Below are 21,203 nucleotides of genomic sequence, written 5' to 3' on the forward strand. Positions count from 1 at the left end.
CTCTTGAGCGAACGGAGTGAGTGAAAAGGGCCGTGTACTCCCGAGGCGCAATTCGGGTGCGAAAAGGGCCCCATGCTCCCGAAGCGGAACTAGGGAGGGACAAAATTAATTAATGATCGTGTTTGTACTTCTTTGAACTACTTAAAATCTTACACAACAGTTAGGATGGATATGGAAAAGAATAGCATGGATGCTCTCCTTGAGGCTATCGAAATTCGGGCCAGGGCAAACAGGGCCAGAGTAGCTATGGGAATAAGGGATCCGAATCCCAAAATGCTCGAGAGCGCCTGGAAAGCCCAGGAACTGGGGTATGCACAGGTCGTCCTTGTGGGAATTAAGAAAGAAATCGATGAAATCGGCACAGATCTTGAGGTAGTAGATACGGATGAGCCCGAAAAGGCTCTTGCAGAACTTATGGTTTCAAGAAAAGTCGATGCAGCCATCAGGGGCACGGCAAAGGCATCGGGAGCCCTTGCCCACCTCAAAGAAGCGCTTGGAAAGAAAAGAATCTGCCGGCTTGCCCTGCTCCTCACAGTTGATGGGACACCTTTCTTTCTCGCCCCTGTAGGAATCGATGAGGGGAACACGATTGGAGATAAGCTCAGGATGATAACACTTGGTGCCGAACATATAAGGAGGTTCGGGATAGAGCCTGCTGTCGGCGTGCTTTCCGGAGGCAGAATTGGAGACGTAGGAAGGAACAGACGTGTAGACAGGACACTTGCGGATGGAGAATTCGTTACAAGGCGAGCTGTGGAACTCGGGATCAATGCTAAGCATTACACAATTCTGATTGAAGATGCCATAAAAGAATCGAATTTTATCGTTGCTCCTGACGGGATCTCCGGAAACCTGATATTCAGGACAATTGCTTTCCTGGGTGGGGGTGATGGGCTCGGAGCTCCGGTACTGATGGACGATTTCGTGTTTGTAGACACATCAAGGGTAGGCGGACATTTTACGAAAGCCATAATGCTTGCAAGTGCACTGTCTCACCTGAATAAGGAAAGACAAAAGGTGATTAATTGAAAACCATTGCAGAGAGATGGCCGATAGTCAAAGGCGACTACACGGTAGGAAATCCGAAATCCCGGATCGCGGTAGTAACTCTTGCGAGCCAGATAAAACCCTCGCCTGAAGCGGCTCTCTGGGGAAGTTCAAAAACAGAAAATCTGGGAGTGGAAAAGATAATCGTAAATGTCATCTCAAATTCCAATATAAGGTATATTCTTGTCTGCGGGACGGAATCAAGGGGGCATCTGGCAGGCCATTCCCTGCTCGCGATTCACGCAAACGGAATTGACGAGAAAGGCAGGATTATTGGCTCTGAGGGAGCAATCCCTTTTATAGAAAATATTTCCAGGGAGGCAGTCAAACGCTTCCAGCAGCAAGTGGTGCTTCTTGACAGGATAGGACTGACTGACCTTGCTGAAATAATGAAAATTGTGAGAAAATATAAGTACCGGGGGGAAGCTTATCCGGATGAGCCTATTGTTACAGTTTCTCAGAAGAAAAGGCAGTCTAATTTCGCAGTCCCTCTGTCAGGCGATATAATAATTTCCGAAGAGCTTGTTATGGACGCAGCTGCAGGAATCATCTCCCAGGCAAAAGATTTCTAGTTTCCGTCAGGAAACTTACTTCGAGCGTACGCGTGATTGTTGAAACAAAATACTAGCCTGTAGATTTTGAGGGTATAAGAATGTTTAAGTTCCAGAAAGAACAGGAAATAGTTAATATTGCAGGAGTGAAGATCGGGGGACAACCAGGAGAGCTCCCGACCGTGCTCGCAGGGACTATATTTTATGATAAACATGAAATCGTAGGAAACGTTGCAAAAGGCCTGTTTGATCGGGCTGCTGCCGAAAAACTGATAAATCTGCAGGAATCAAGTGCGGAAGAAACAGGAAATCCACACATGGTCCATGTTTTCGGTACTACCCCTGAAAGCATTATCCGTTATATTGACTTTGTGTCAGAAATTTCAGAAGCTCCCTTTCTTATCGACTCCCCCGTAGGAGCCGTGCGTTCCCATGCCGCAGAATATGTCAGCGAGGTAGGGCTTGCAGACAAAGCAATCTACAATTCTATAAATATGAGCATAAATGCTTCGGAGATCGAAGCTCTTGCCCTATCCGATATTGACAGTTCAATAATACTTGGCTTCAACGCTATGGACTCATCTCTTGAGGGCAGGATGGAATTGCTGGAAAACGGAGCGGGCCTTCTAGAAGAAGGATTGCTTTCAGTTGCTGACAGATGCGGAATAGTTAACAAGCTTATAGATCCGAGCATTACCCCTATGGGAAATGGGGCAGGTGTAGCCCTCAGGATGACAATTACTGCAAAAGCAAAATGGGGGCACCCAACCGGCTCGGGAATCCATAATGCACCCTCAGCCTGGAACTGGCTGAATAAGAAGAGAGAAAAAGACCCTATCCTCTATAAAATTTGCGACGTCGGTTCAACCTGCTTGCAGCAGGCAGCGGCCGGAAATTTCATCCTTTATGGGCCTATCGAATATGCTCCATACGTATTTCCAATGGCTGCCATGAGCGATATAATGATTTCTGAAGCTGTGGCTGACCTTGATATAGAACCTGCTGCCCGGCATCCCGTAAATTTGCTTGTATAATTTACCACCAGAGTCCCGTCTCGCCCGAATTGCGCCTCGGCAGAGTTGCGGCTCTGCAGTGCGCTACCCTTTTCACTCACTTCGTTCGCTCAAGAGGGCTAATTTATAATAAAGATACTGAAGTGAGCTCAAGAGGGCGGATTTAGGAGTAAGTAATAGTAAGCTTTGCCAAGCGAACTGGATTTATGAGTCCAGAAAGAGTTCCTTTATTTATTTGATTATTTTTCATTTAAGTATCCGGCTATTTTCAGAGACGGGTATGATACCTGTCCTGCCGCTGACACACCTGTTGCAGATATGCTGTTTATGACCCATACACTGGCTGCATATGGTTTTTCCGCATGATGAGCAGGTATAGAGTTTAGCCGGAAGTCCACAGATTGCACATAAGCCTCTTACTTCCAAAGTTTCTACCCCTTAATGGTTTCAATAAAGCTTTTCACGGAATTTTCCGAAATTTTCAGAATAGTAGGTTTTCGGTCTGGAAAAAGTTTAAAAAAGAGAGGGATGAGTCCCTCTGAAAACAAAAATTTTTAAATTATCATCAAGAGTTCAGTCCACTATTCCGCCTGTATTTGCAGAGTGGACGGAACGCTGGTACCTGGCAAGGTAACCTGTAACTTCCTTTTTCGGAGGTACGAAGACAGCCTTCCGCTGCTTAAGCTCTTCTTCTGAAACTTTCAGGTTCAGGATTCTTTCAGGAATATTGATTTCTATCATATCCCCATCTTTTACCAGGGCAATTGGCCCTCCTTCACTGGCTTCGGGAGAGACGTGTCCTATACACGGTCCGCGGGTGCCTCCGGAAAAGCGTCCATCAGTTACCAGAGCCACAGACTCCAGCAGGCCCATGCCTCCGATTGCAGCTGTAGATGCAAGCATTTCCCGCATTCCAGGGCCGCCTTTCGGACCTTCGTAGCGAATGACTACAATATCTCCGGGTTTTACATTGCCTGCAAGAATACTTTCCATAGCGTCTTCTTCACAGTCATAAACCCGCGCAGGGCCCGTATGGATGCGCATTTTTGGATCAACAGCTGCCTGCTTCACAACCGAACCGTCAGGGGCGAGGCTGCCTTTAAGGATTGCGATTCCTCCCTCGGCATGGATAGGCTCTTCGAGAGTTGCAATTATCTCTTTATTGAGCTTCGGGTTAACAATTTCAAATTCGTTCAGGTTTTCCCCGATAGTTTTGCCGTTTACTGTAAGCAGATCCAGGTGAATTTTGGAGGACAGCCTCTGCATAACTGCCTGAACTCCGCCTGCTCTGTCAAAGTGAAGCATGAAATTCGGGCCGCCAGGACGAAGGGAAATCAGATGGGGCGTTGTCCTGCTCAGTTCATCAAATTTCTCAAGAGGCAGATTCAGCCCGAATTCATGGGCAAGGGCAGGAAGGTGCAGAGTGGTATTTGTGCTCCCCCCAATTGCCATATCCACCATTATGGCATTTTCAAGGGATTTGAAATTGACAATCTTTCTGGGAGTCAGGTTCTCCCGGATCATCTCAACTATGCGCTCACCGGATTCCTTGGCAATGCGAGCCTTTTTTGCATCCACCGCGTGGGCAGTTGCACAGCCCGGAAGGCTCATTCCCAGGGCTTCGGTCATGCAGGCCATAGTGTTTGCGGTGAACATCCCTGCACAGGACCCAGCTCCTGCACAGGAAAGATTTTCAAGCCTTTTAAGGTCGGTCTCTGAGAGTTTGCCTGCCCTGTAAGCTCCCACCCCTTCGAAAACCGAGATAAGGTCCGTGTATTTATCATCCGCATAACCTGGAAGCATAGGCCCTCCGGTTACAACAATTGCAGGGATATCAAGTCTGCCTGCTGCCATAAGGTGGCCTGGCACGATCTTGTCGCAGGAAGGGATAAGAACAATGCCGTCAAACTGATGGGCTTTAACCATAAGCTCGATTGTGTCCTCAATAACCTCTCTGCTGGGGAGGGAATATTTCATACCCTCATGTCCCATTGCGATTCCATCGCAGACCCCTATAGTATGGAATTCAAAAGGGACTCCGCCGGCGTTCCTGATTCCGGCTTTCACAGCCTCTGCAAGTTTATTCAGATGGATATGGCCGGGAATTATATCGTTCCAGGAATTGACGACTGCGATGAACGGCTTCCTCATCTCGGAATCTGTGACCCCGGTAGCTTTCAGAAGTGAACGGTTGGGAGCACGTTCCGGTCCTTCTTTGATAATAGCGCTTCTCATTGCAAATCTCCTTTAAGTTTATGGTGAGAGTTAAGTATAATGTATAGGTAGGAAAAAACCTCATAGTATAAACAGGTTGGGGAAGAAAAAGTTATGAAAAAGGAAGGAGAAATACTGAGAATTTCGGAGAAAAAGGACAGGAAAACCGGTTGGAAAAATAGTTAATAAATTAATTGCAGTGCCGCTGGAATAGAAAGAATTGCAATACCGATTGAATGGAAACTGATCTGGGAAACGCAAGTAAAGAATTTAATGGAAAAAGAAACTTAATTTCGAATAATATAGGCCAGAGTAGGATAAAAATCCTTTTTTGAGCCCTAAAAACTTTCATATTTTGCACAAAAAGGCAATGAAATATAATATTGCCCAAATATTTATATAACCAATCCGGGCTTTGAATCAATAGCATAGTGAACGGGCCTGCTCTGGACCACATCTACAAGATCACACCCGAAAAAAAGAATACACCACAAAAAATTAACCATGACAGGATTACACCCGTTCACAGTTTATTCTATTTTTAGTACATCTTAATATTTTCTACATAAATTTTTAATTTAGTGTTTGTCTTAATAAATACGTATCTTAACATTTTTACATAATGTATTTCTCGAAATCAGCTAATTCATTCAGGAATTAGAAACATATTCACAGCAGGTTGATTTTTTAAACTATTAGAAACGGAGTCTAGTGCTTTATTTCCCCCGGAAAAACGCTGGACTTTTTGCAAAAGTTTCATTTAAAAGAGCCAAAGGAACTGCAGCAAGATTTCCCTCAATCTTACCACAGGCCTTTTTATGGAGGTTTTATGTTGGTTCAGACTTTTGCCATTTTTGATTTTTAGACTTTTGCCATTTCTGGTTTTTAGATTTTTGCCATTTTCCTTTATTGTATTCCGTATTTACCGGCCTACTGAATTACTGTATTGCCTTCCATAAATCCGCTTTAGCTTCACGCTTGCCGACAAAAAGCCGCTTTATGAGATATTTAACTCTCATATGTTTAGTTCTCATTTATCGGGTTAATAATGGGGTTCATGATAGGCATTCAGCTTTTAGAGACTATATCCAGCCGATATTCTCTGGTGAGATATAACGGAAGTATAACTCCAGAGTTCCTCTTGCTGGCAAATGTACACCTGCAATACGGATTGCGGATTCTTATTACCCATATGATATCATATATAACTTTCGTTGTGGCACAGAAATATAATTAGATACTTGAAGCCGGGTATCCGGAAACTAAAAAACCAACTGATTTACAGTTATCGATTTTTTAACATTCGTAAAAACATGAAAATAAACCCAATAACCAAAAAAACTGATATTTGATAGAAACATAATTATATAAATGAAATATAGATGAAAAGAACAAAGGAGCAAAGGGGATATTAGAGAGCCCTGTGCAGGTGGTTGTAAAATGAATGAGGGTTTGGAGGATAAGGGAGCTTTAAATGTGGACGCTCAGACCGCAGGCAGTAGAAATAACGTGAGAGGAGAGGCTCTCCAGGCAGCTCTGGAAAAAGAAGAAACTCTGAGAATCATGATCAATAACAGCCACGTAGTGCTCTTTCTCTGGAAAAAGGAAGATAAATGGCCTGTAGAGTTTGTCTCCGAAAATGTGGCAAAATTCGGATACGCGCCCGAAGACTTCACTTCTGGCAGGGTGATGTATAAAGATATAATATACTCCGACGATCTCGAAAAGGTTGAACAGGAATTTGAGAAAAAAGTAAAAAGCGGGGCTTCCGCAGTCAGCATGGAGTTCAGGATTGTTACGAAAGCAGGAGATTTGCGATGGATAAACGAAAGGACCTTTATCCAGAGAAATACAGTCGGAGAGGCGACACACTTCCAGGCAGTAGTGCTCGATATCACCAAGCGAAAGAAAAGCGAAGAAGAACTGGAAAAAACTCTTAAGATGCAAAAAGTGCTGACTACAGCAATTAATAACAGCCCTGCAGTGATATTTCTCTGGAAGAACGAGAAGTACTGGCCTGCGATTTTTGCCTCAGAGAATGTGGTACAGTTCGGATATACAGTTGATGATTTTTTATCACAGACAATTCAGTACGGGAGAATCATACATCCTGATGACCTGAAAAGAGTAGAAGAGGAGCTTGACAGAAGTATCCAGAAAGGAGAGGTAAGCTTCAATTCGGAATACAGGATTTTTACAAAAGCCGGAGATATGCTATGGGTAAACGAGAGAACCTTTATCCAGAGAGAAAGGGATGGGAAAGTAGCTTGCTTTCAGGGAATAGTACTGGATATAACCCATAGAAAGAAAGTTGAAAGAGCCCTGAGGAAATCACTTGAAATGCAGAAAATGCTGAAAACCATAATTGACAAGAGTTCGGCAGTAGCATTTCTATGGAAAAATGTAGAAAACTGGCCTGTAGAATTTGTTTCTGAAAATGTAACGCAGTTCGGGTACTCAGTGGAAGACTTCCTTTCCGGGAATGTACTTTATGGAAACATAATTCACAGAGAGGATATACAGGCAGTCGTTGAAAGTCTGGCACGTTCTGTCAGAGAAGGATATGACTCTTTCGAGATGGAATATAGAATTTTTACAGGAAAGGGAAGTATACGCTGGATTGAAGAGCGAACGTTTATCCAGCGAGATGATAAAGGCGAAGTTACTCACCTTCAGGGAATAGTTATCGATGTTACTGATAGAAAAGAGGCACAGAAAATGCTCGATATCCAGAGGGAGCTGGGGGTATCACTCAGTACTACCTGGAACCTTCAAACTATGCTTAACCAGATCCTTGATGCCTGCCTGAAGATAGAAGAGATAGATGCCGCAGGCATTTATTTGAAAGACGAACTCCTGGACCAGATCAATCTGGTTGCACACAGGGGGCTTTCTTCCGAGTTCGTGAAAAGTATTTTGACATATGGGGCAGATTCTCCTGAGGCGAGGCAGATCTGGACTGAAAAGCCTGTCTACAGAATGGATTTTTATGCAGACAAAATGGCAGATTTAATCAGGAAGGAAAAAATCACTGCGGTAGCGGTAATTCCTATGAAGCACCGGGGAGAAATCATAGGTAGCCTTAACTTTGCCTCTCACACTACAGACCGAATTCCCCAGAACGTACGCAATTTTCTTGAGAGTATAGCCCTCCAGACAGTGAACTATATAGCTCCCATCCGTATTGTGGCAGACCTTGCATAACATTTATTCGTACCGAAGTTAACCTGACCCTGGACGAAATCCTTATTTAAAATAATTTTTATAATTAATGCTGGATTGAAAAATGAGAAAATCTCAGGTCTCGCCTTCTTTCCCCGAACTGTGGGAAAATGTGCAAGCCTATTTTTGCTCACTTTTTGTCCATTACTGGCGTTAATATAAGATCTTACGCAGGATGGGGGATAAGATTGAAAGCGATAGTAGTTTATCTCAGTACCTCTGGGAATACGAAAATTATGGCCGAAGCAATAGCTAGCGGAATTGAATCAAAACATGTGGATGCAAAAGCTGTTAGCTTTTATGACGTAAAGATTGAAGATCTTAATGAAGCCGACGCAATCGCAGTCGGCTCCTCGACCTTTTATTATAGAATGCTGCAGCCCATGGAAAAATTCATGGATGAAACTCTTGCTTCCACAAACCCGAAAGGGAAGTTAGGAGCTGCTTTCGGGTCGTATGGGTGGAGCGGAGAAGCACCTATATTGATAGCCGAAAAGATGCGAGAGATGGGAATGACCGTCATAGATCCCGTACTCAGGATCCTTCACAGACCCACAGATAAGGACGTGCAGGAATGCAAAAGGCTCGGCATCGATATTGCCGAAAAGCTAAAGCACAGAAGCAGCCCACAGCCAGAGGGAGCGCCGAGTTAACCGTATTTCGAACGCAATAAGAACTTAATATATACAGCTCTTACTTCAAGTCCCTTAAACACGAAAAGACAAACTGGCCGGAAAAACAATTCAGACTGTATGAGTCACCGAAAAGACGGAAAGCACCGAAAAACTATGCCCCTGTTACCCGTACTTCGGGGTTTCTAGCTCCCGAATTCCGCTTCGGAAGACGGGGCCCTTTCCGGCAGGATTGCGGTTCTGCAGCCCGAGTCCCGTCTCGGGAGTACGCACCGAATTGCGCCTCGCCCGAATTGCGCCTCGGGAGTACGCCGCCCTTTTCGCTCGCTTCGTTCGCTCAAGAGGGCTAATTTATAGATAAAGATACTGAAGTGAGCTCAAGAGGGATGATTTGCAAAAACTCAAAGTAAAGTGTGACTCGGGCGGCAGAATTCGTGATTACTGATTTTCGATTTCGATTTTTGATTCTGATTGTTAATTTATTCAATTGGGATTTGAGTAATCCGGGTAGAATTCCTGAGCAATTCGTCAAAAAGCTCATTTCCGAACTCAAGAGCTGAGGGCTCATAACTTATCAGGCTTTCCCTATCGAAATGCTTCTGATTTTTTGGGAAAAGGGAAATCATGACAAATCTGTCGGTTACGGTAAGATTCGCGATCCTGAGTTCTCCTGAATACAGGAAAAATTTTATGTTCTCAAGGGCCAGCATACTTCGGAAGTCTTTGAGGTAATCCTTGGAATAGCGCTGAAAAACGGGTCCGGACATAAGAAAAGAAAACTCGACTCCACCTTTTGCAAGTTCCTGGCACATAGAAATAAGCGAAGGATCAAAATAGGCTATGCATTCAAGAATACGACTTGATTTAGAGAGGTTCTCAACAATCTCAGGATCAAGCTCGAACATTCGATCCAGATCGGGTTGAATCAACTTACACTTCCTGAGCTCTCCAAGCCGCTTTCGGAAAGCAGGGGGAATTCCCTGAAGATTTCTTTCAGCCCAGTAGTCAAAATTGTCCTCAAAGACGTCAATTATGCTGACAAAGGGCTGCATTTTTTCAACAAGGACTTTTCCTATAAGCGAGAGTTTGTAGTTTTTGTCTTCCTGAACAACCAGGGATTTTTCTTTTAATTTTTTTATCTGAGGCAAAATCGCAGTGGATGTTACATCGAGGGCTTCCTTGATTTCATCCATATTTTTTGGCCCGTCTTTCAGAAAGAGCAATAACTGCTTTCGCTTGTCGGAAAGAAAAATCAGCTCTAGAAGTTCTAATTGCAACCCTTCAGTCTCCTCTCGAGTTTTATGTGGCTAAAGAGATTAGAGCCATCAAAGGTATATAAGTTACTACTGTTTCCTACTTTTTGTTTAAATAGACTGAAGATACTTTTTTTCCATATTATACTTTGATACAGGGAATGGAGCAGGAAATAGGCAGGAAATAAAAAATTACTTATCATATAAAAGAAACAGGACAAAACGGTTTACAATTAAAAAACATGCGGAGTCTCCCTGCCCTGGATAGCTCACGCTACTGTCCAGGGTCAGGGAGCCTTCTAAGGCTCCTTAAGTTTAATGTTTAAGCTGGAATCTGGATAATAGAGATATTCTCAAAGATTGGATACTATTTGTATGGTTTTACCTGCACTCAGGAGTGTAGTGGAAATCCTGGCCTGAGACATATTCAGGCAGAAGCTTCCTTGGTCAGGATATAAGCAACCATTTCAGGGTTAAGTTTGCTTTCCCTTGAGACCTTTTCTTCAATTCTCTCAGCAGGTGTACCCTCCGATTTCAGTTCCCTTATTTTCTCAATCACTGAGGAAGGAATACTGTAATATTCGTTAATATCCTTCCTGTGCCCCCAGACGTCGCCTTCGATAAGCTGGATTCTCTGCATTTCAAGAAACATTTCTATTGATTTTGAAACCGTGCGCCTGTAAGATTTGGGCAACTGAATTACCTCAATTTTCGGACAGGTTTCAACCAGTGCAAAGATGTCCTTGTTCGAAGGCCTGAAGGCCAGATGAACAACACGTTCATTAGGATTGAGAGTGAAAATTTCCTCTCTGGAACTAACTACTCTAATTTTCATTTATGTGATTCCCCCACTGTAAAGTTCTTATGTTTTTACCTCAATATAAACTACTTATACTTATTATAAATATTTATCTGCCCGCGCTTTTATTTTTTACACAGTACTTCAGTTTTCGATCTCTTATCCGATCCTCTTAAATGCTGGAAAAAACCTGGAAAGGACAAAACCTGCAGAAATAATCATAACTCAGAAATTTTAGTCACCACGGGAACTTTCTCGGTAAAGAAATCAAGGAAAGAAAGAATCAGGGTAAGAACCTGTAGAATTTTAGTAGGCTATTATTCTGTAATCGGCTTTTTTCGGACCTTTTTCCGGAGTTCACCTTTTAATCTGCAATAAGTCTTATAAAGTGCCAGATCTCAGAGAAAACTTCTGGCAGTCAAGTGAGAGATTGATTAGAAAGAGTTTACTGCAGTATCTTTAACGCCCTGACAGACCACAACACTCTGAATTCCATACTGAATACCAGATATCTCAGGAGTTTTACAAAAGTAAACCTGCTCCAAATACATATATACTGAACTGAGGAAGTTTCAGAGAGAAGCTGGCAATACACGCCAGTAGTATAACCTTCAATACCATAAAGCTGAAAAGAAAAAGCTACCCTGCTAAATATAATACTTGATTTCAGACCTTCTGGCAGCTTCGCACTTTAGAGGGAGCCAGAGGAATTCAGAAACTAAAAGCAAGGGGTGGGAAATAATTTTGAGAGATATTCTTTAAGACATGAAATTATCCCGAAAAGGAAAAACTAAGGACCTGGAATTAGCCCATGATGGGAAAAATCAAAGGATGAGCCTGCTGCAAGTGTCCCTTTTCAGTTCGTTATTAACATAGACTTTGAAAGAAATTCAATATTTCTCGCCCTTTTTCACTGAAAAATTTCTTAAAGATCTTATATTATCCTGTGTCCAGTCGATTGAATATATAAGCCTTTTAGAACTCCAATCTAGGGAACAGTGATTTTCCCTACTTTGTTTTTTGAAGCACTCCATGCCCCATTCTTTACAGGTTTTTCCAGCCCAGGGGACACATACATACCACTCAAACCCGAAGTAAAGCATTATAAACTGCTGTCTAAACATCCATTATATCTGTTATTATATCTGTTATGTCTCCTGCGATATTATCTATCCTGAGAAAACCGTGCTGCTAAGAATACTGTAGCCCTTACCGGGTCTATGTCCTGCCATATAGAAAAGAAGAAAGGTTGAATAACGTTTCAACCCGAAAAAATTGTTTTTGAAATTTAAATTGTGCTGAACAATAACTCAGGCAAACGGGTGTTTAGCAGAATCTTTTTTAGCGAGAGCTTCTTCGACGGTCGGCCTGCCTTCCATAGCCCTTGCTATTGCAAGCTTTGTTGCTTCGTAGTTATATTCGTAAACTTTGTCCTTTTCTTTTGCGTCCCATTCGATAAACACGGAAACGATGATAAAAGTGTCATCAACCTGTTCTTGAGGGAGCACGCCGTCAGCTACGGAATCCATAACCGCCTTTGCGACCGCGGCCTGAGCCGGCCCGAACATAAGGGCAGCTTGCAATACATTCTTTATTGTTACCTTGTTTACGAGCAGGGTTACAGGTTTGGGCTGGAGATTCGGTTCAAGGGCTGCAAGAAGTGGGGTATGACCCTGCCTGGGCATTGCAAGCGAGTTCATAAACGCTGCTTCGACTGGCCCTCCTCGGGGCCCGATAACCAGGTCTATGTGTGCAATTTCCGGACCAGAACCTATGAGAGCTTCTCCTACCATACTTTTCAGAATATTTTTGACCAGATTGAACACCTCAGTTTATTTTACAACAGAAAACCCAATACCCGGAATCGCCGGAAAGAAAGGAATTGATCTACATATCCATCAATGAACAAGATAGCGATTCAGGTATTAAACGTAATTATTTTTGTTATGGAGAATGGTTAGCCTGTAATACTTATACACACATAAATAATTTACCGGCTGTGTTTATAACAGTACAGCGAAGTTACTCAGGATCAGGGAGGGCAAAAAAAGCATACGCAAAAAAGGATAAGAAAATTCCATAGAAAAATCGGTAGTACTCTAACAGAGTTTCCAAAGGCAAAGTTATGCCAATAAAGTTATTGAATAGAATAACTGGACTCTTAAACCCACTATTTAAAAGGAAATGCCCGAAAGAATCTCAAGTCTTTTGCTCCAGTGATCCAGCCCTTTTTTTGCTGCATACCAATCGAAAAAACTGCTTTCTTTGTTTATATTTGCAGTTTCGAGCTTTGTCCGGAGTTCAGCAGAACTGAACCCGAATTTCGCTTCGAAATCCCTGCAGATTGAAGAATAACTTTTGACCTTGTATCTGGCAACGTGCTTTTCGTGCTCTAGAGCCGAGCGGATAGCCTCAGTCACTTCCTGAGGCGAGAAATCAGTTTCGATGTTAAGCGTAAAACTCATACCTATCCCCACTAATATTAGACTTTTATTCCATTAAATGGTTATTGTAAGCAATTAATTGGGCAGGTTTGATACCGGAAAGTCTATGCTTATGTTTTGAGCTTTCCTGAAAACCCTTATATGTCAATCTTTCCTATTTTCAATCTTTCCTGTTTTCAAGCCTTCATGAGTATATTATTTTATTTTTTCTCTTACAGCGAGACCTATAAAGAGTATTAGCATTAATCCGATAAAGGGTCCTATTGCACTCGAGAACCCTGGCCAGTCTTCCTCAGAGATAAGTCCTTTAGTGAAAAGATTTTCAGATTTGTCAACCGACTTATTCTCCACTGGAGAACCGGGGCTTTCCTGCGTACTTTCATTTACTTCTTGAGGCTCAATTATTGTTGTCCTGCCGAAGGTGATTGCAAAAGGAGAAAAACCCGGAGTTCTGGCCTGGAAGTAGATATATCGATCATCTTCTCCCGTTTTCTGGGTGTCTAAGGCGTTCCATCCTCCGTTTGAATACCTCTGAAGGAAAACGGTTGAATTCTCGGTTTCATTCACCGGAATTTCAGCCTTGCTGATTCTGAAACCTACAACGGCATTTTCTATATTTTCTGGGCTTGCAAAACCTTTGTTTCCTACCCAGATATTCATATACCTGTAAACGGTCCCTCCGGGCTCGACTGGAGCCAGGACTGACCTTCCCTTGAGCTGTTCAACGATTGTTGTTGTCTTTCCAAGAGTCCTTTTTGCATCAAACTCCACGAAATCAATGCTGGTAGCATCCTGTATAAAATCGAACCTTATTCGGTTTCCAGCTGTAACGAATTTTTGCGTCAGTACACTGGTATGAACATTACTGGATGGCTCAGGAGAACCCCCTCCGCCAGTAGCGGGGCCTGTCTCACCAAAACCCCAGCCTTCTGTACCCGAGCCTCCGGTGTTGCCTTCATTACTCTCGCCTTCTTCAGTGACAGTTATATAATCTGTCCAGGCGAACGAATTATATTCATACTCGTTACTGACGTTAAGAGTTACGGAGTATTTACCTATTTCATAATACGTGTGAATCGGGTTCTGGAAAGTAGAGATATTGCCATCTCCAAAGTCCCACATCCATGAGGTGACGTTGCCTGTAGACATATCAGTGAACTTAACGGTCAGAGGGACCTGTCCTTCTATTGGAAAAGCCGTAAAACCGGCCTGAAAGTCATTTCCGACTGTGATATAATTGGTTTTTGTAATATTGCCCCAGGAAGTGCCGTTGCCTGCTCTGAGGGTAATGCTATAGGTTCCTGAGTCTCTGAATTCATAAACAGGATTCTTTTCGTTTGAGTCTACCTGTCCGTCCGAGTTAAAATCCCACTCCCAGGCTACCGGATTTCCACCTGAATTGTCTTCAAACTGGACCTTAAGAGGATCTTTGCCTGAGGTTACGTTGGATTTAAAATCGACTCCCAATATATCTTCCACCGGAAAATCGATTACCGGAGGAGCGACTGGATCGACAGGATCAACTGGATCAACTGGATCGACGGGGGGATTAACTGGAGGATTAACTGGGGGATCGACGGGGGGATTAACTGGAGGATCGACGGGGGGATCGACGGGGGGATCGACGGGGGGATTAACTGGAGGATCGACGGGGGGATCGACGGGGGGATCGACGGGGGGATTAACTGGGGGATTAACTGGGGGATTAACTGGGGGATTAACTGGGGGATTAACTGGGGGATTAACTGGAGGATCAACCACCGGATCAGTACTGGGCAGAACATTGACTGAAGAGGGAACTTCCAGGGCATTCGATCTCGAACCATCTGTTACTGTCAGCTTCACTGTATAAGTTCCGGCTTTAGAATAGGTGTGACTGGGGTTTTGCGAAGTCGAAGTAAACCCATCTCCAAACTCCCAGGACCAGGCAGTTGCGCCCCCTGTGGAAGTATCAGTGAACTGAACGGCCAATGGGGCCTTTCCATCCCTGGGAGAATGCGTGAAATCGGCCAGGAGGTCGGCGCCTCCAACGGTAATGTAATTGTCCTTTTTAGTACTGCTCCACCCATTCTCGTTGCCTGTTCTCAGGGTAACGGTATAGGTCCCAGGGGTTTTAAACTCATAAACAGGGTTTCGTTCGTTTGAATCTACTTTTCCGTCAGAATTGAAATCCCACTGCCAGGCTGCCGGGCTGCCTGTACTGAGATCACTGAATTGAACTTTAAGCGGAGCTTTGCCCGAGGTTACATCTGCTTTGAAGTCGACAACGGGAGCAGGGCTGGAGCTTACATTAATAAAAATAGGATTCTCTGGAGTGTCGGAACCGAAAGCGTTTGATACTGTCAGGCTCACTTCATAGATCCCGGCTTTTACATACTTATGTCCTGGACTCCGGGATGCTGACGTCTCGCCGTCTCCAAAATCCCACTGCCAGGAGGTTACGTTGCCAGTAGAAGTGTCAGTGAACTGGACGGCTAGAGGAGCTTTTCCTTCTGTCGGGGAGGCAGTAAAACCGGCTTCTGGCATCTCTCCGACTGTAATATAATTCGGTTTTGTGATATCGCCCTGTACGATGCCGTTGCCCGCCCTCAGAGTAATATCATAATTCCCAGGGCTAGAAAATTCATATACCGGATTTTTTTCGCGTGAGTCGATCTCTCCGTCCGAATCAAAATCCCATTCCCAGGTTGTAGCATCGCTGCCTGACTTATCCTGAAAATTCACTGTTAGAGGAGCGATCCCTGATACCGGGAGAGCTGTAAAATCCGCAGTAAACGTAGCGTTTTCATCTTCTGCAGTACCCGGATCTGCGGGCTCTTCGGACAGGTTTGTGGAATTTGTGCCTGAATCCTCAGATGGGCTTGCATAAACCGAAGCCGAAGCCAGGAATACTAAGCACAGAAGTATTAATATTGTAATTATTTTTTTCAATTCATACACCCTGCTTATCTTCTGCTTTTTTGCTGAAATCTCGCTCCCCCATGTAAGATTCCGGCTTCCTTTTCAGGCTCGCTTAGCCGGATGTCTGAAAGAACGTTTTTTAAGATTATTCAACTGTGATTACTAATTATTTCTGCGTTTTTAACTTCGGATGAAGGTAAATCTCGACAAATTATTAAACTCGCTTATGTTAAATTCATTTATGTGTAAAGGTTGTAAGGTTTATGGAAAAAGATAATGTCTTCTTCCTCTGTAACTTATTATCAATATTTCCTTCCCTGAATGGACTATAACTGTAAAAGGGAATTGCAATAGGAAATATTAAACTTTTTGATTTGATAAAATTCGGAAAAATTCTTCCCGGGATATAAAACCTTAAGTTCTGCTGAAGTTCTTCCTTTATAAAGGAATCTCACGCGAGTAGTTTTTGTTTTATCCTGAAATAATTTCGCTTTGAAATTTACAGTGTCTTCAGGCTGGAGCGCTGAGAAATTCGGATTTAAAAAAGGATCGATGAAAGCGTTTAAAGTCAGGAATTTAAATCTCTTTTACCTGAACGGCTTCCTTTTGTAGATGAGAAAAAAGGTCTGTGCCCCATTTGAGGGCTTGAGGCTCGGAGCTGAACAAGCTTTCGTGTTCAAAAAATTTTATCTGGGGAAGAACGGTGAACAGGAAGAACCTGTCCGTAACTGTAAAGCCTGCAAGCTTCGGGTCTTTCGGGAAAAGCGACAGGTTGACGTGCTCAAACTCAATCAGGGCTTGCAAATCTTCGAGGTAATCGGTTTTAAACCTTTTTAACACGGGTTCGGTAAGCATTATAGAAATTTCAGCCTCTTTTTTTGCAATTTCCAGGTAGAGAGGAATAAATGAGGGATGGAAATAGGAACTGAAGCCGAAAACCCGTCTTGAAAGGAGAAGGTTTTCCACATACTCAGGGTCCAGTTCAAACATATGACTCAGGTCCGGACGGATAAGTTTACAGTTTTTTAACTCTCCGATTCGACTTCGCAAAACCTGGGGGATTCCTTCAAGATTTCGCCGTGACCAGTAATCGAAGTTATCTTCGAGCACTTCCAAGGTGTCCAGAAGCGGCGGCATTCTATCTACAATCGTCTTCCCCATAACAGAGAGCTCATAAGTGTGATCCTTCTGTATGACCAGTTTCCTGTCCTTCAGTTTTTTGAGCTGGGGGAGAATAGAGACGGAATCTACATGTAGATGTTCCTGGATTTCATCTATGGATCTGGGCTTATCCTTGAGATAAATCAGGAGATCCCTTCGTTTTTCAGACCGAAAGATCAGTTCCATTAACCCGATTTTTGCGCCCATCCGAATACCACCAAAAAAAGTTTATAATGAAAAGATAGCACGGCAGTTATAAATACATTTCCATTAATTTTACGTATTTGTGAGGCTATTTTTAGGAATAAAATAAGTCTTATCGGCATGTAGATGCTAAATTAACCTCAAAATAGCCTAAGAATACATTATAATAATTTTATGCTAGTATTAGAATGGTATCAGGATAATATTAGAATAACCTGAACGGTATATTTTAAAAAGAGGTTGAGAGTGGGAAGGATTTTTCAAGCAGTTTTTCGATTAATTTTTAGATTACTATTTTAAATTACTATTTAGACTAGTATTCAGGTCAGTATCTAAATTAGTATTTAAATCAGTATTTAAATTCATATTTAAATTAGTATTTAAATTCATATTTAAATTAGTTTTTTCGAGAAGGCACAGCCTGAGCAGTCAGAACCTGACGCCCTTGAGGAGAGCCAGCCTTTTCTTCCAGTGGTCAAGCCCTCGCTTTGCAGCATACCACTCAAAATAGTTATCATCGCCAATAAGTTCACCGGCTTCGAATTTTAGTATGAATTCGGTAGAGATCAGGTCGTACTGATCTTCAAACTCATCACAGATCATGGAATAGCGATCTATCTTGTATTTTGCAAGATGTTTCTCATGTTCCAGAGCCGAGCGAATGATCTCGCTTGCTTCCTGAAGCGAGTAATCGGTATCAATCTGCAAGGTCAAATCCATGTTTATCCCGTAGAAAAGTTATTGGTGGTACTAAAAAATAATCATATATGTCTTTTTCTATTTGTAGATAAGAATTTTTTTTCGGTCCGACGAACTCAATTAATTCTTTTTTTCGAGTCCGGAGCTTATTTGCACCCTATGTTTTCACAAATTAATAACCTTTTACCTCCTTTGAGAGAAAATCCCATTAAAAGTTTTGCATTAGTCTTTTTTTTAAATCGAAATCAATAAAACGCAAAGAAAGGCAAAAAACAGCAAAGAATAGCAGATAACAGCAAAAGATAGCAAATAACAGCCAGGTGTGAAGGGGATAGAAGAAGCATAATAATTCGGGAAAATAAGGGAATAGAGAAAATCGAGGGGAATAGAGGAAAATAGCAGCAATAGAAGGAACAGAAGAAGATAAAAGAAATAAGAAAATAAGAAAAAGGGAAAAAAATTCAGAACAGATAGTTTCTGTAGAAGGTGTGGAGCTTTAAATCAAAGCCACGCAGTCATCAGTTCTCGGCTGCTACAACGGGAATTTTCCCTGAATTCTCCAGGTTCTTGTATACGAACGCTGAAGAGTAAGCAAGCAGCATGAATTTAAAGCCCTGGGCAAAATCCAGTTCGATAAACCTTAAAATCATGTATACGAAGAACGCAAATTGTACTGCACACAGGACCATTCCGGCTACTGTGAGCAATTTCTGATGGCTGCTACTATCACTACTGTCTGGATCATCGGATTCTTCTGACATTTTGTTTCAAACCTCGCAAATAAAGGTGCTAAAGGTGCTCTTTATTTAGCTTGTTTTTAGCTGTTTTTAACTTATTTTATTTTTATTCTAATCTGTTTTTGTGTTTTATCAATCAGGCTTTATTGTCGTCAGTTTTCAACCTGCCCAAAAATTAAATGGAGTCCCCCGCCAGAGCGTGGAGGCTGGCTGTTATGGTGCTCTTAAAATGAGACAAAAAGCTGAAAACTTCAATGGATGCATCTGAAGGTTCAGTTCAACATTGATCCCCTGGTGTAGCATTATTTGAAAAAACACTCTCCGAATTAGAGACTTTTATACAGTACCTTATTTATGAGGCATGGTATATATAGTTTGCGAAGGAAGGAGGGGTAATGAGGGGGATGATAGTGATTTCTAGTTTGTGGTTTTGGGTTAGATGCTGATTACCGAGATAATTTTCGTAACTGAAGATAAACATAACTCAATTTAATAAAACCGGAGAAACAGGTTAGGTAGAAAAGACTGCAGCTTTTAAAGAAGATCCAGAGTGTAATGATTCTTACGGCATGAAGCGACCTCAACAGCAGATGGTGAAACCTACCTGATTAGCAATTTTGAAAGCTTTGAAGATGCCAAGGAATTCCTTGAATGGGAGTTGAACCACTTTGAAACACTTAAGCCAAGATAATCAGGCACACTGAGAGGAAAAACATGGAAGCGATATTCACAAACCGCATAGAAGATTTCTTTATTACAATCAGCCTTCTTGGGACTCTCAGATATGACAGTTTAGGATGCTTAGGATTCCTGCAGTGTCGTAATACATTTAGGTAAACTGGCCATATGTTCTGAAGATGGCGTACGCAGAAAGGTGAAAAAATGACAGTGATTGCCTGATTAATTTAATCTACTATCTTTATTGAACTTTCACATTGATTAAGTATTTCCAAAATAGGTTTTATCTTTTGTACCTGATCTTTTTTTGGAGAAATATTCCTGAATGACATTTTTTGAACCCTTTTTAGAAGGGAAATCTGTTCATCTGAAAATTTTCCGGAATCCTTCATATCTCTGATTATTTTAGTCCATCTCTGCGGTGTAAGGCTTTTAATCATCTTTTCATAGTCTGGAGATTCAACTTTATCAAATTTATCTATGTCATTCTCACTCTCTAGAATCTTGTCATTACTAGATTCTTTTGACATATTGGCCTTTTCGAAGGTCCTGATATCCCTCATTTTTACAACTTCTTCACTAACCAGTTCTGTCTTTAATGCCAAAGGTATGTCAACTTTTAACTTTAAGAGTGAGTTCCAGCACTCTTCTTTTTTGCACCATTCAGTAATATTTTTTCCACCATCAGGATTGGTTATATGACCGCGAACTATCTGAGAAAGGTAAATAATAGACTCTTCAATAGCTGGTGAAATATCTTGAGTTTTCCAGATCCCTTCAAGATCTACACACTTTTCTGTCAGTTTGGATAATAAAGCTAATGTATAAGTAACAACATTGGCTTTATATCCCCCTAAGTCTAAATTCTTTACGATGTTATCCGTCTTTCTGAATAGAATAGCCTTCGCAATAAGAAGGTGGAAATAATTTATATCAGGCTTAAATTCTCCTTCTTCTTTATATTGGAGTATAAATTCGCGATAATTTTTATCTCCACCAAGACTTACAAAATATGGTAATTGATCCCAGGAGTTTTCGTATTTTGCCAAGTCTACTTTAGTAAACCTTTGAGATGTAGGATTTTTATCTCCAAAAAGGCGCTTTAGCTTAGGAGTATTTTCCCTCTCTTTATCGGTTTGGTACTGCCCACGAAAGCGCTCATAGTACCAATGTGTTTCTTGCTGGTTACATTTTTTTACAGGCGCCCAAATAGATCTGGAAAGTTTTTGAATCTGAACGTGGAAAGGATCGTTAGATGTAAAATCAGCAGCGTTAATTTTATTCTGGCTATTAGCATATTCTGATATCTTTGGAGCAATTCTATCAAAATCTTCTTCGTTTTTCAGGACTGTGAGTTTTACCTGAACATAGATATTGGACACATCCCGCTTATCTTTCACACAGGTATGATAGATTGAAGCGGTAGTTTGACCTCCGTTAACAATCTGAAAATCACGTATTTTTTTTATTGCTGGAACTCTGTTAGGCAGTTCTTCAATTTCAACACTTTCCGCAGTTGCTGAAATGCCATTGTTATAGGCAAGAAACATATCAGGCTCATTGCGAATTGTGTTCCTTATACTTTTGTTTATGTTTCCTCTCATCTGTAAAAAAGCACGTACATTTCTCTCGAGAAGGCGAGACCCAT

16 protein-coding genes and 1 pseudogene are annotated in these 21,203 nt (G+C 42.0%); 5 read left to right on the top strand and 12 right to left on the bottom strand.

Translation table 11 applies throughout. From position 1 onward, the window contains the following. Positions 1-171: 171 nt before the first annotated feature. From mtxX to mtrH, 3 genes are all read left to right on the top strand, one after another. Positions 172-1,029 carry a methanogenesis marker protein Mmp4/MtxX gene (mtxX, locus tag ACPK8D_RS00950; protein ID WP_424715967.1) on the top strand — a complete coding sequence of 286 codons (858 nt, stop codon included), beginning with the start codon at positions 172-174 and terminating at the stop codon, positions 1,027-1,029. After that, positions 1,026-1,619 (top strand): tetrahydromethanopterin S-methyltransferase subunit A, encoded by a 594-nt coding sequence (locus ACPK8D_RS00955; RefSeq protein ID WP_424715968.1) that lies wholly within the window; start codon positions 1,026-1,028, stop codon positions 1,617-1,619. The genes mtxX and ACPK8D_RS00955 overlap by 4 nt, the downstream gene beginning before the upstream one ends. 80 nt (positions 1,620-1,699) lie before the next feature. Next, on the top strand, positions 1,700-2,632 hold the full coding sequence (gene mtrH, locus ACPK8D_RS00960; RefSeq protein ID WP_424715969.1) for a tetrahydromethanopterin S-methyltransferase subunit H: 933 nt from the start codon (positions 1,700-1,702) through the stop codon (positions 2,630-2,632). 225 nt (positions 2,633-2,857) lie between these two features. On the opposite strand, the gene ACPK8D_RS00965 is transcribed toward mtrH, so the two are convergent. Beyond that, a complete protein-coding gene (locus ACPK8D_RS00965; protein WP_424715970.1) occupies positions 2,858-3,037 on the bottom strand; it encodes a hypothetical protein in 180 nt (59 codons plus the stop codon). 147 nt (positions 3,038-3,184) lie between these two features. After that, positions 3,185-4,846, bottom strand: a complete 1,662-nt coding sequence (gene ilvD / locus ACPK8D_RS00970; protein ID WP_424715971.1) for a dihydroxy-acid dehydratase — start codon at positions 4,844-4,846, stop codon at positions 3,185-3,187. A 1,419-nt stretch (positions 4,847-6,265) separates the two neighbouring features. Between ilvD and ACPK8D_RS00975 the strand changes: the two genes are divergently transcribed. Together ACPK8D_RS00975 and ACPK8D_RS00980 are read left to right on the top strand one after the other, a co-directional pair. Beyond that, on the top strand, positions 6,266-8,029 hold the full coding sequence (locus ACPK8D_RS00975; RefSeq protein WP_424715972.1) for a PAS domain-containing protein: 1,764 nt from the start codon (positions 6,266-6,268) through the stop codon (positions 8,027-8,029). A gap of 206 nt (positions 8,030-8,235) precedes the next feature. After that, positions 8,236-8,700: a flavodoxin domain-containing protein gene (locus ACPK8D_RS00980; RefSeq protein ID WP_424715973.1), complete on the top strand. Its 465-nt coding sequence runs from the start codon at positions 8,236-8,238 to the stop codon at positions 8,698-8,700. 164 nt (positions 8,701-8,864) lie between these two features. On the opposite strand, the gene ACPK8D_RS00985 is transcribed toward ACPK8D_RS00980, so the two are convergent. The 10 genes and pseudogenes from ACPK8D_RS00985 to ACPK8D_RS01030 form a co-directional block, all read right to left on the bottom strand. Continuing rightward, entirely contained in the window at positions 8,865-9,020 is a 156-nt protein-coding gene (locus ACPK8D_RS00985; RefSeq protein WP_424715974.1) for a hypothetical protein, read from the bottom strand. A gap of 138 nt (positions 9,021-9,158) precedes the next feature. Continuing rightward, a complete protein-coding gene (locus ACPK8D_RS00990) occupies positions 9,159-9,872 on the bottom strand; it encodes a helix-turn-helix transcriptional regulator (protein WP_424715975.1) in 714 nt (237 codons plus the stop codon). A gap of 487 nt (positions 9,873-10,359) precedes the next feature. Continuing rightward, a complete protein-coding gene (locus ACPK8D_RS00995) occupies positions 10,360-10,767 on the bottom strand; it encodes a DUF1699 family protein (RefSeq protein WP_095644032.1) in 408 nt (135 codons plus the stop codon). A 1,274-nt stretch (positions 10,768-12,041) separates the two neighbouring features. Continuing rightward, positions 12,042-12,524: a formaldehyde-activating enzyme gene (gene fae, locus ACPK8D_RS01000; protein WP_424715976.1), complete on the bottom strand. Its 483-nt coding sequence runs from the start codon at positions 12,522-12,524 to the stop codon at positions 12,042-12,044. A gap of 381 nt (positions 12,525-12,905) precedes the next feature. Beyond that, positions 12,906-13,196, bottom strand: coding sequence for a hypothetical protein (locus ACPK8D_RS01005; protein WP_424715977.1), 291 nt, complete (start codon positions 13,194-13,196; stop codon positions 12,906-12,908). 174 nt (positions 13,197-13,370) lie between these two features. Continuing rightward, a complete protein-coding gene (locus tag ACPK8D_RS01010) occupies positions 13,371-16,106 on the bottom strand; it encodes a PKD domain-containing protein (protein WP_424715978.1) in 2,736 nt (911 codons plus the stop codon). Positions 16,107-16,652: 546 nt separating this feature from the next. Continuing rightward, positions 16,653-17,444 (bottom strand): helix-turn-helix transcriptional regulator, encoded by a 792-nt coding sequence (locus ACPK8D_RS01015; protein WP_424715979.1) that lies wholly within the window; start codon positions 17,442-17,444, stop codon positions 16,653-16,655. Between the two features lie 426 nt (positions 17,445-17,870). After that, positions 17,871-18,161, bottom strand: coding sequence for a hypothetical protein (locus ACPK8D_RS01020; RefSeq protein WP_424715980.1), 291 nt, complete (start codon positions 18,159-18,161; stop codon positions 17,871-17,873). Positions 18,162-18,658: 497 nt separating this feature from the next. Continuing rightward, positions 18,659-18,901, bottom strand: coding sequence for a hypothetical protein (locus tag ACPK8D_RS01025; RefSeq protein ID WP_424715981.1), 243 nt, complete (start codon positions 18,899-18,901; stop codon positions 18,659-18,661). 881 nt (positions 18,902-19,782) lie between these two features. Continuing rightward, positions 19,783-21,177: pseudogene (locus ACPK8D_RS01030) on the bottom strand (AIPR family protein); the annotation flags it as partial. Positions 21,178-21,203: the final 26 nt, after the last annotated feature.

This window comes from Methanosarcina sp., assembly GCF_049706645.1.
Taxonomy (GTDB): Archaea; Halobacteriota; Methanosarcinia; order Methanosarcinales; family Methanosarcinaceae; genus Methanosarcina.

Bases quoted from the DNA above. Each gene is read 5' to 3' on its own strand.
- mtxX (WP_424715967.1), top strand. From the start codon at position 172: ATGGAAAAGAATAGCATGGATGCTCTCCTTGAGGCTATCGAAATTCGG.
- mtrH (WP_424715969.1), top strand. From the start codon at position 1,700: ATGTTTAAGTTCCAGAAAGAACAGGAAATAGTTAATATTGCAGGAGTG.
- ilvD (WP_424715971.1), bottom strand. From the start codon at position 4,846: ATGAGAAGCGCTATTATCAAAGAAGGACCGGAACGTGCTCCCAACCGT.
- ACPK8D_RS00975 (WP_424715972.1), top strand. From the start codon at position 6,266: ATGAATGAGGGTTTGGAGGATAAGGGAGCTTTAAATGTGGACGCTCAG.
- ACPK8D_RS00990 (WP_424715975.1), bottom strand. From the start codon at position 9,872: ATGGATGAAATCAAGGAAGCCCTCGATGTAACATCCACTGCGATTTTG.
- ACPK8D_RS00995 (WP_095644032.1), bottom strand. From the start codon at position 10,767: ATGAAAATTAGAGTAGTTAGTTCCAGAGAGGAAATTTTCACTCTCAAT.
- fae (WP_424715976.1), bottom strand. From the start codon at position 12,524: ATGGTAGGAGAAGCTCTCATAGGTTCTGGTCCGGAAATTGCACACATA.
- ACPK8D_RS01005 (WP_424715977.1), bottom strand. From the start codon at position 13,196: ATGAGTTTTACGCTTAACATCGAAACTGATTTCTCGCCTCAGGAAGTG.
- ACPK8D_RS01015 (WP_424715979.1), bottom strand. From the start codon at position 17,444: ATGGGCGCAAAAATCGGGTTAATGGAACTGATCTTTCGGTCTGAAAAA.
- ACPK8D_RS01020 (WP_424715980.1), bottom strand. From the start codon at position 18,161: ATGGATTTGACCTTGCAGATTGATACCGATTACTCGCTTCAGGAAGCA.
- ACPK8D_RS01025 (WP_424715981.1), bottom strand. From the start codon at position 18,901: ATGTCAGAAGAATCCGATGATCCAGACAGTAGTGATAGTAGCAGCCAT.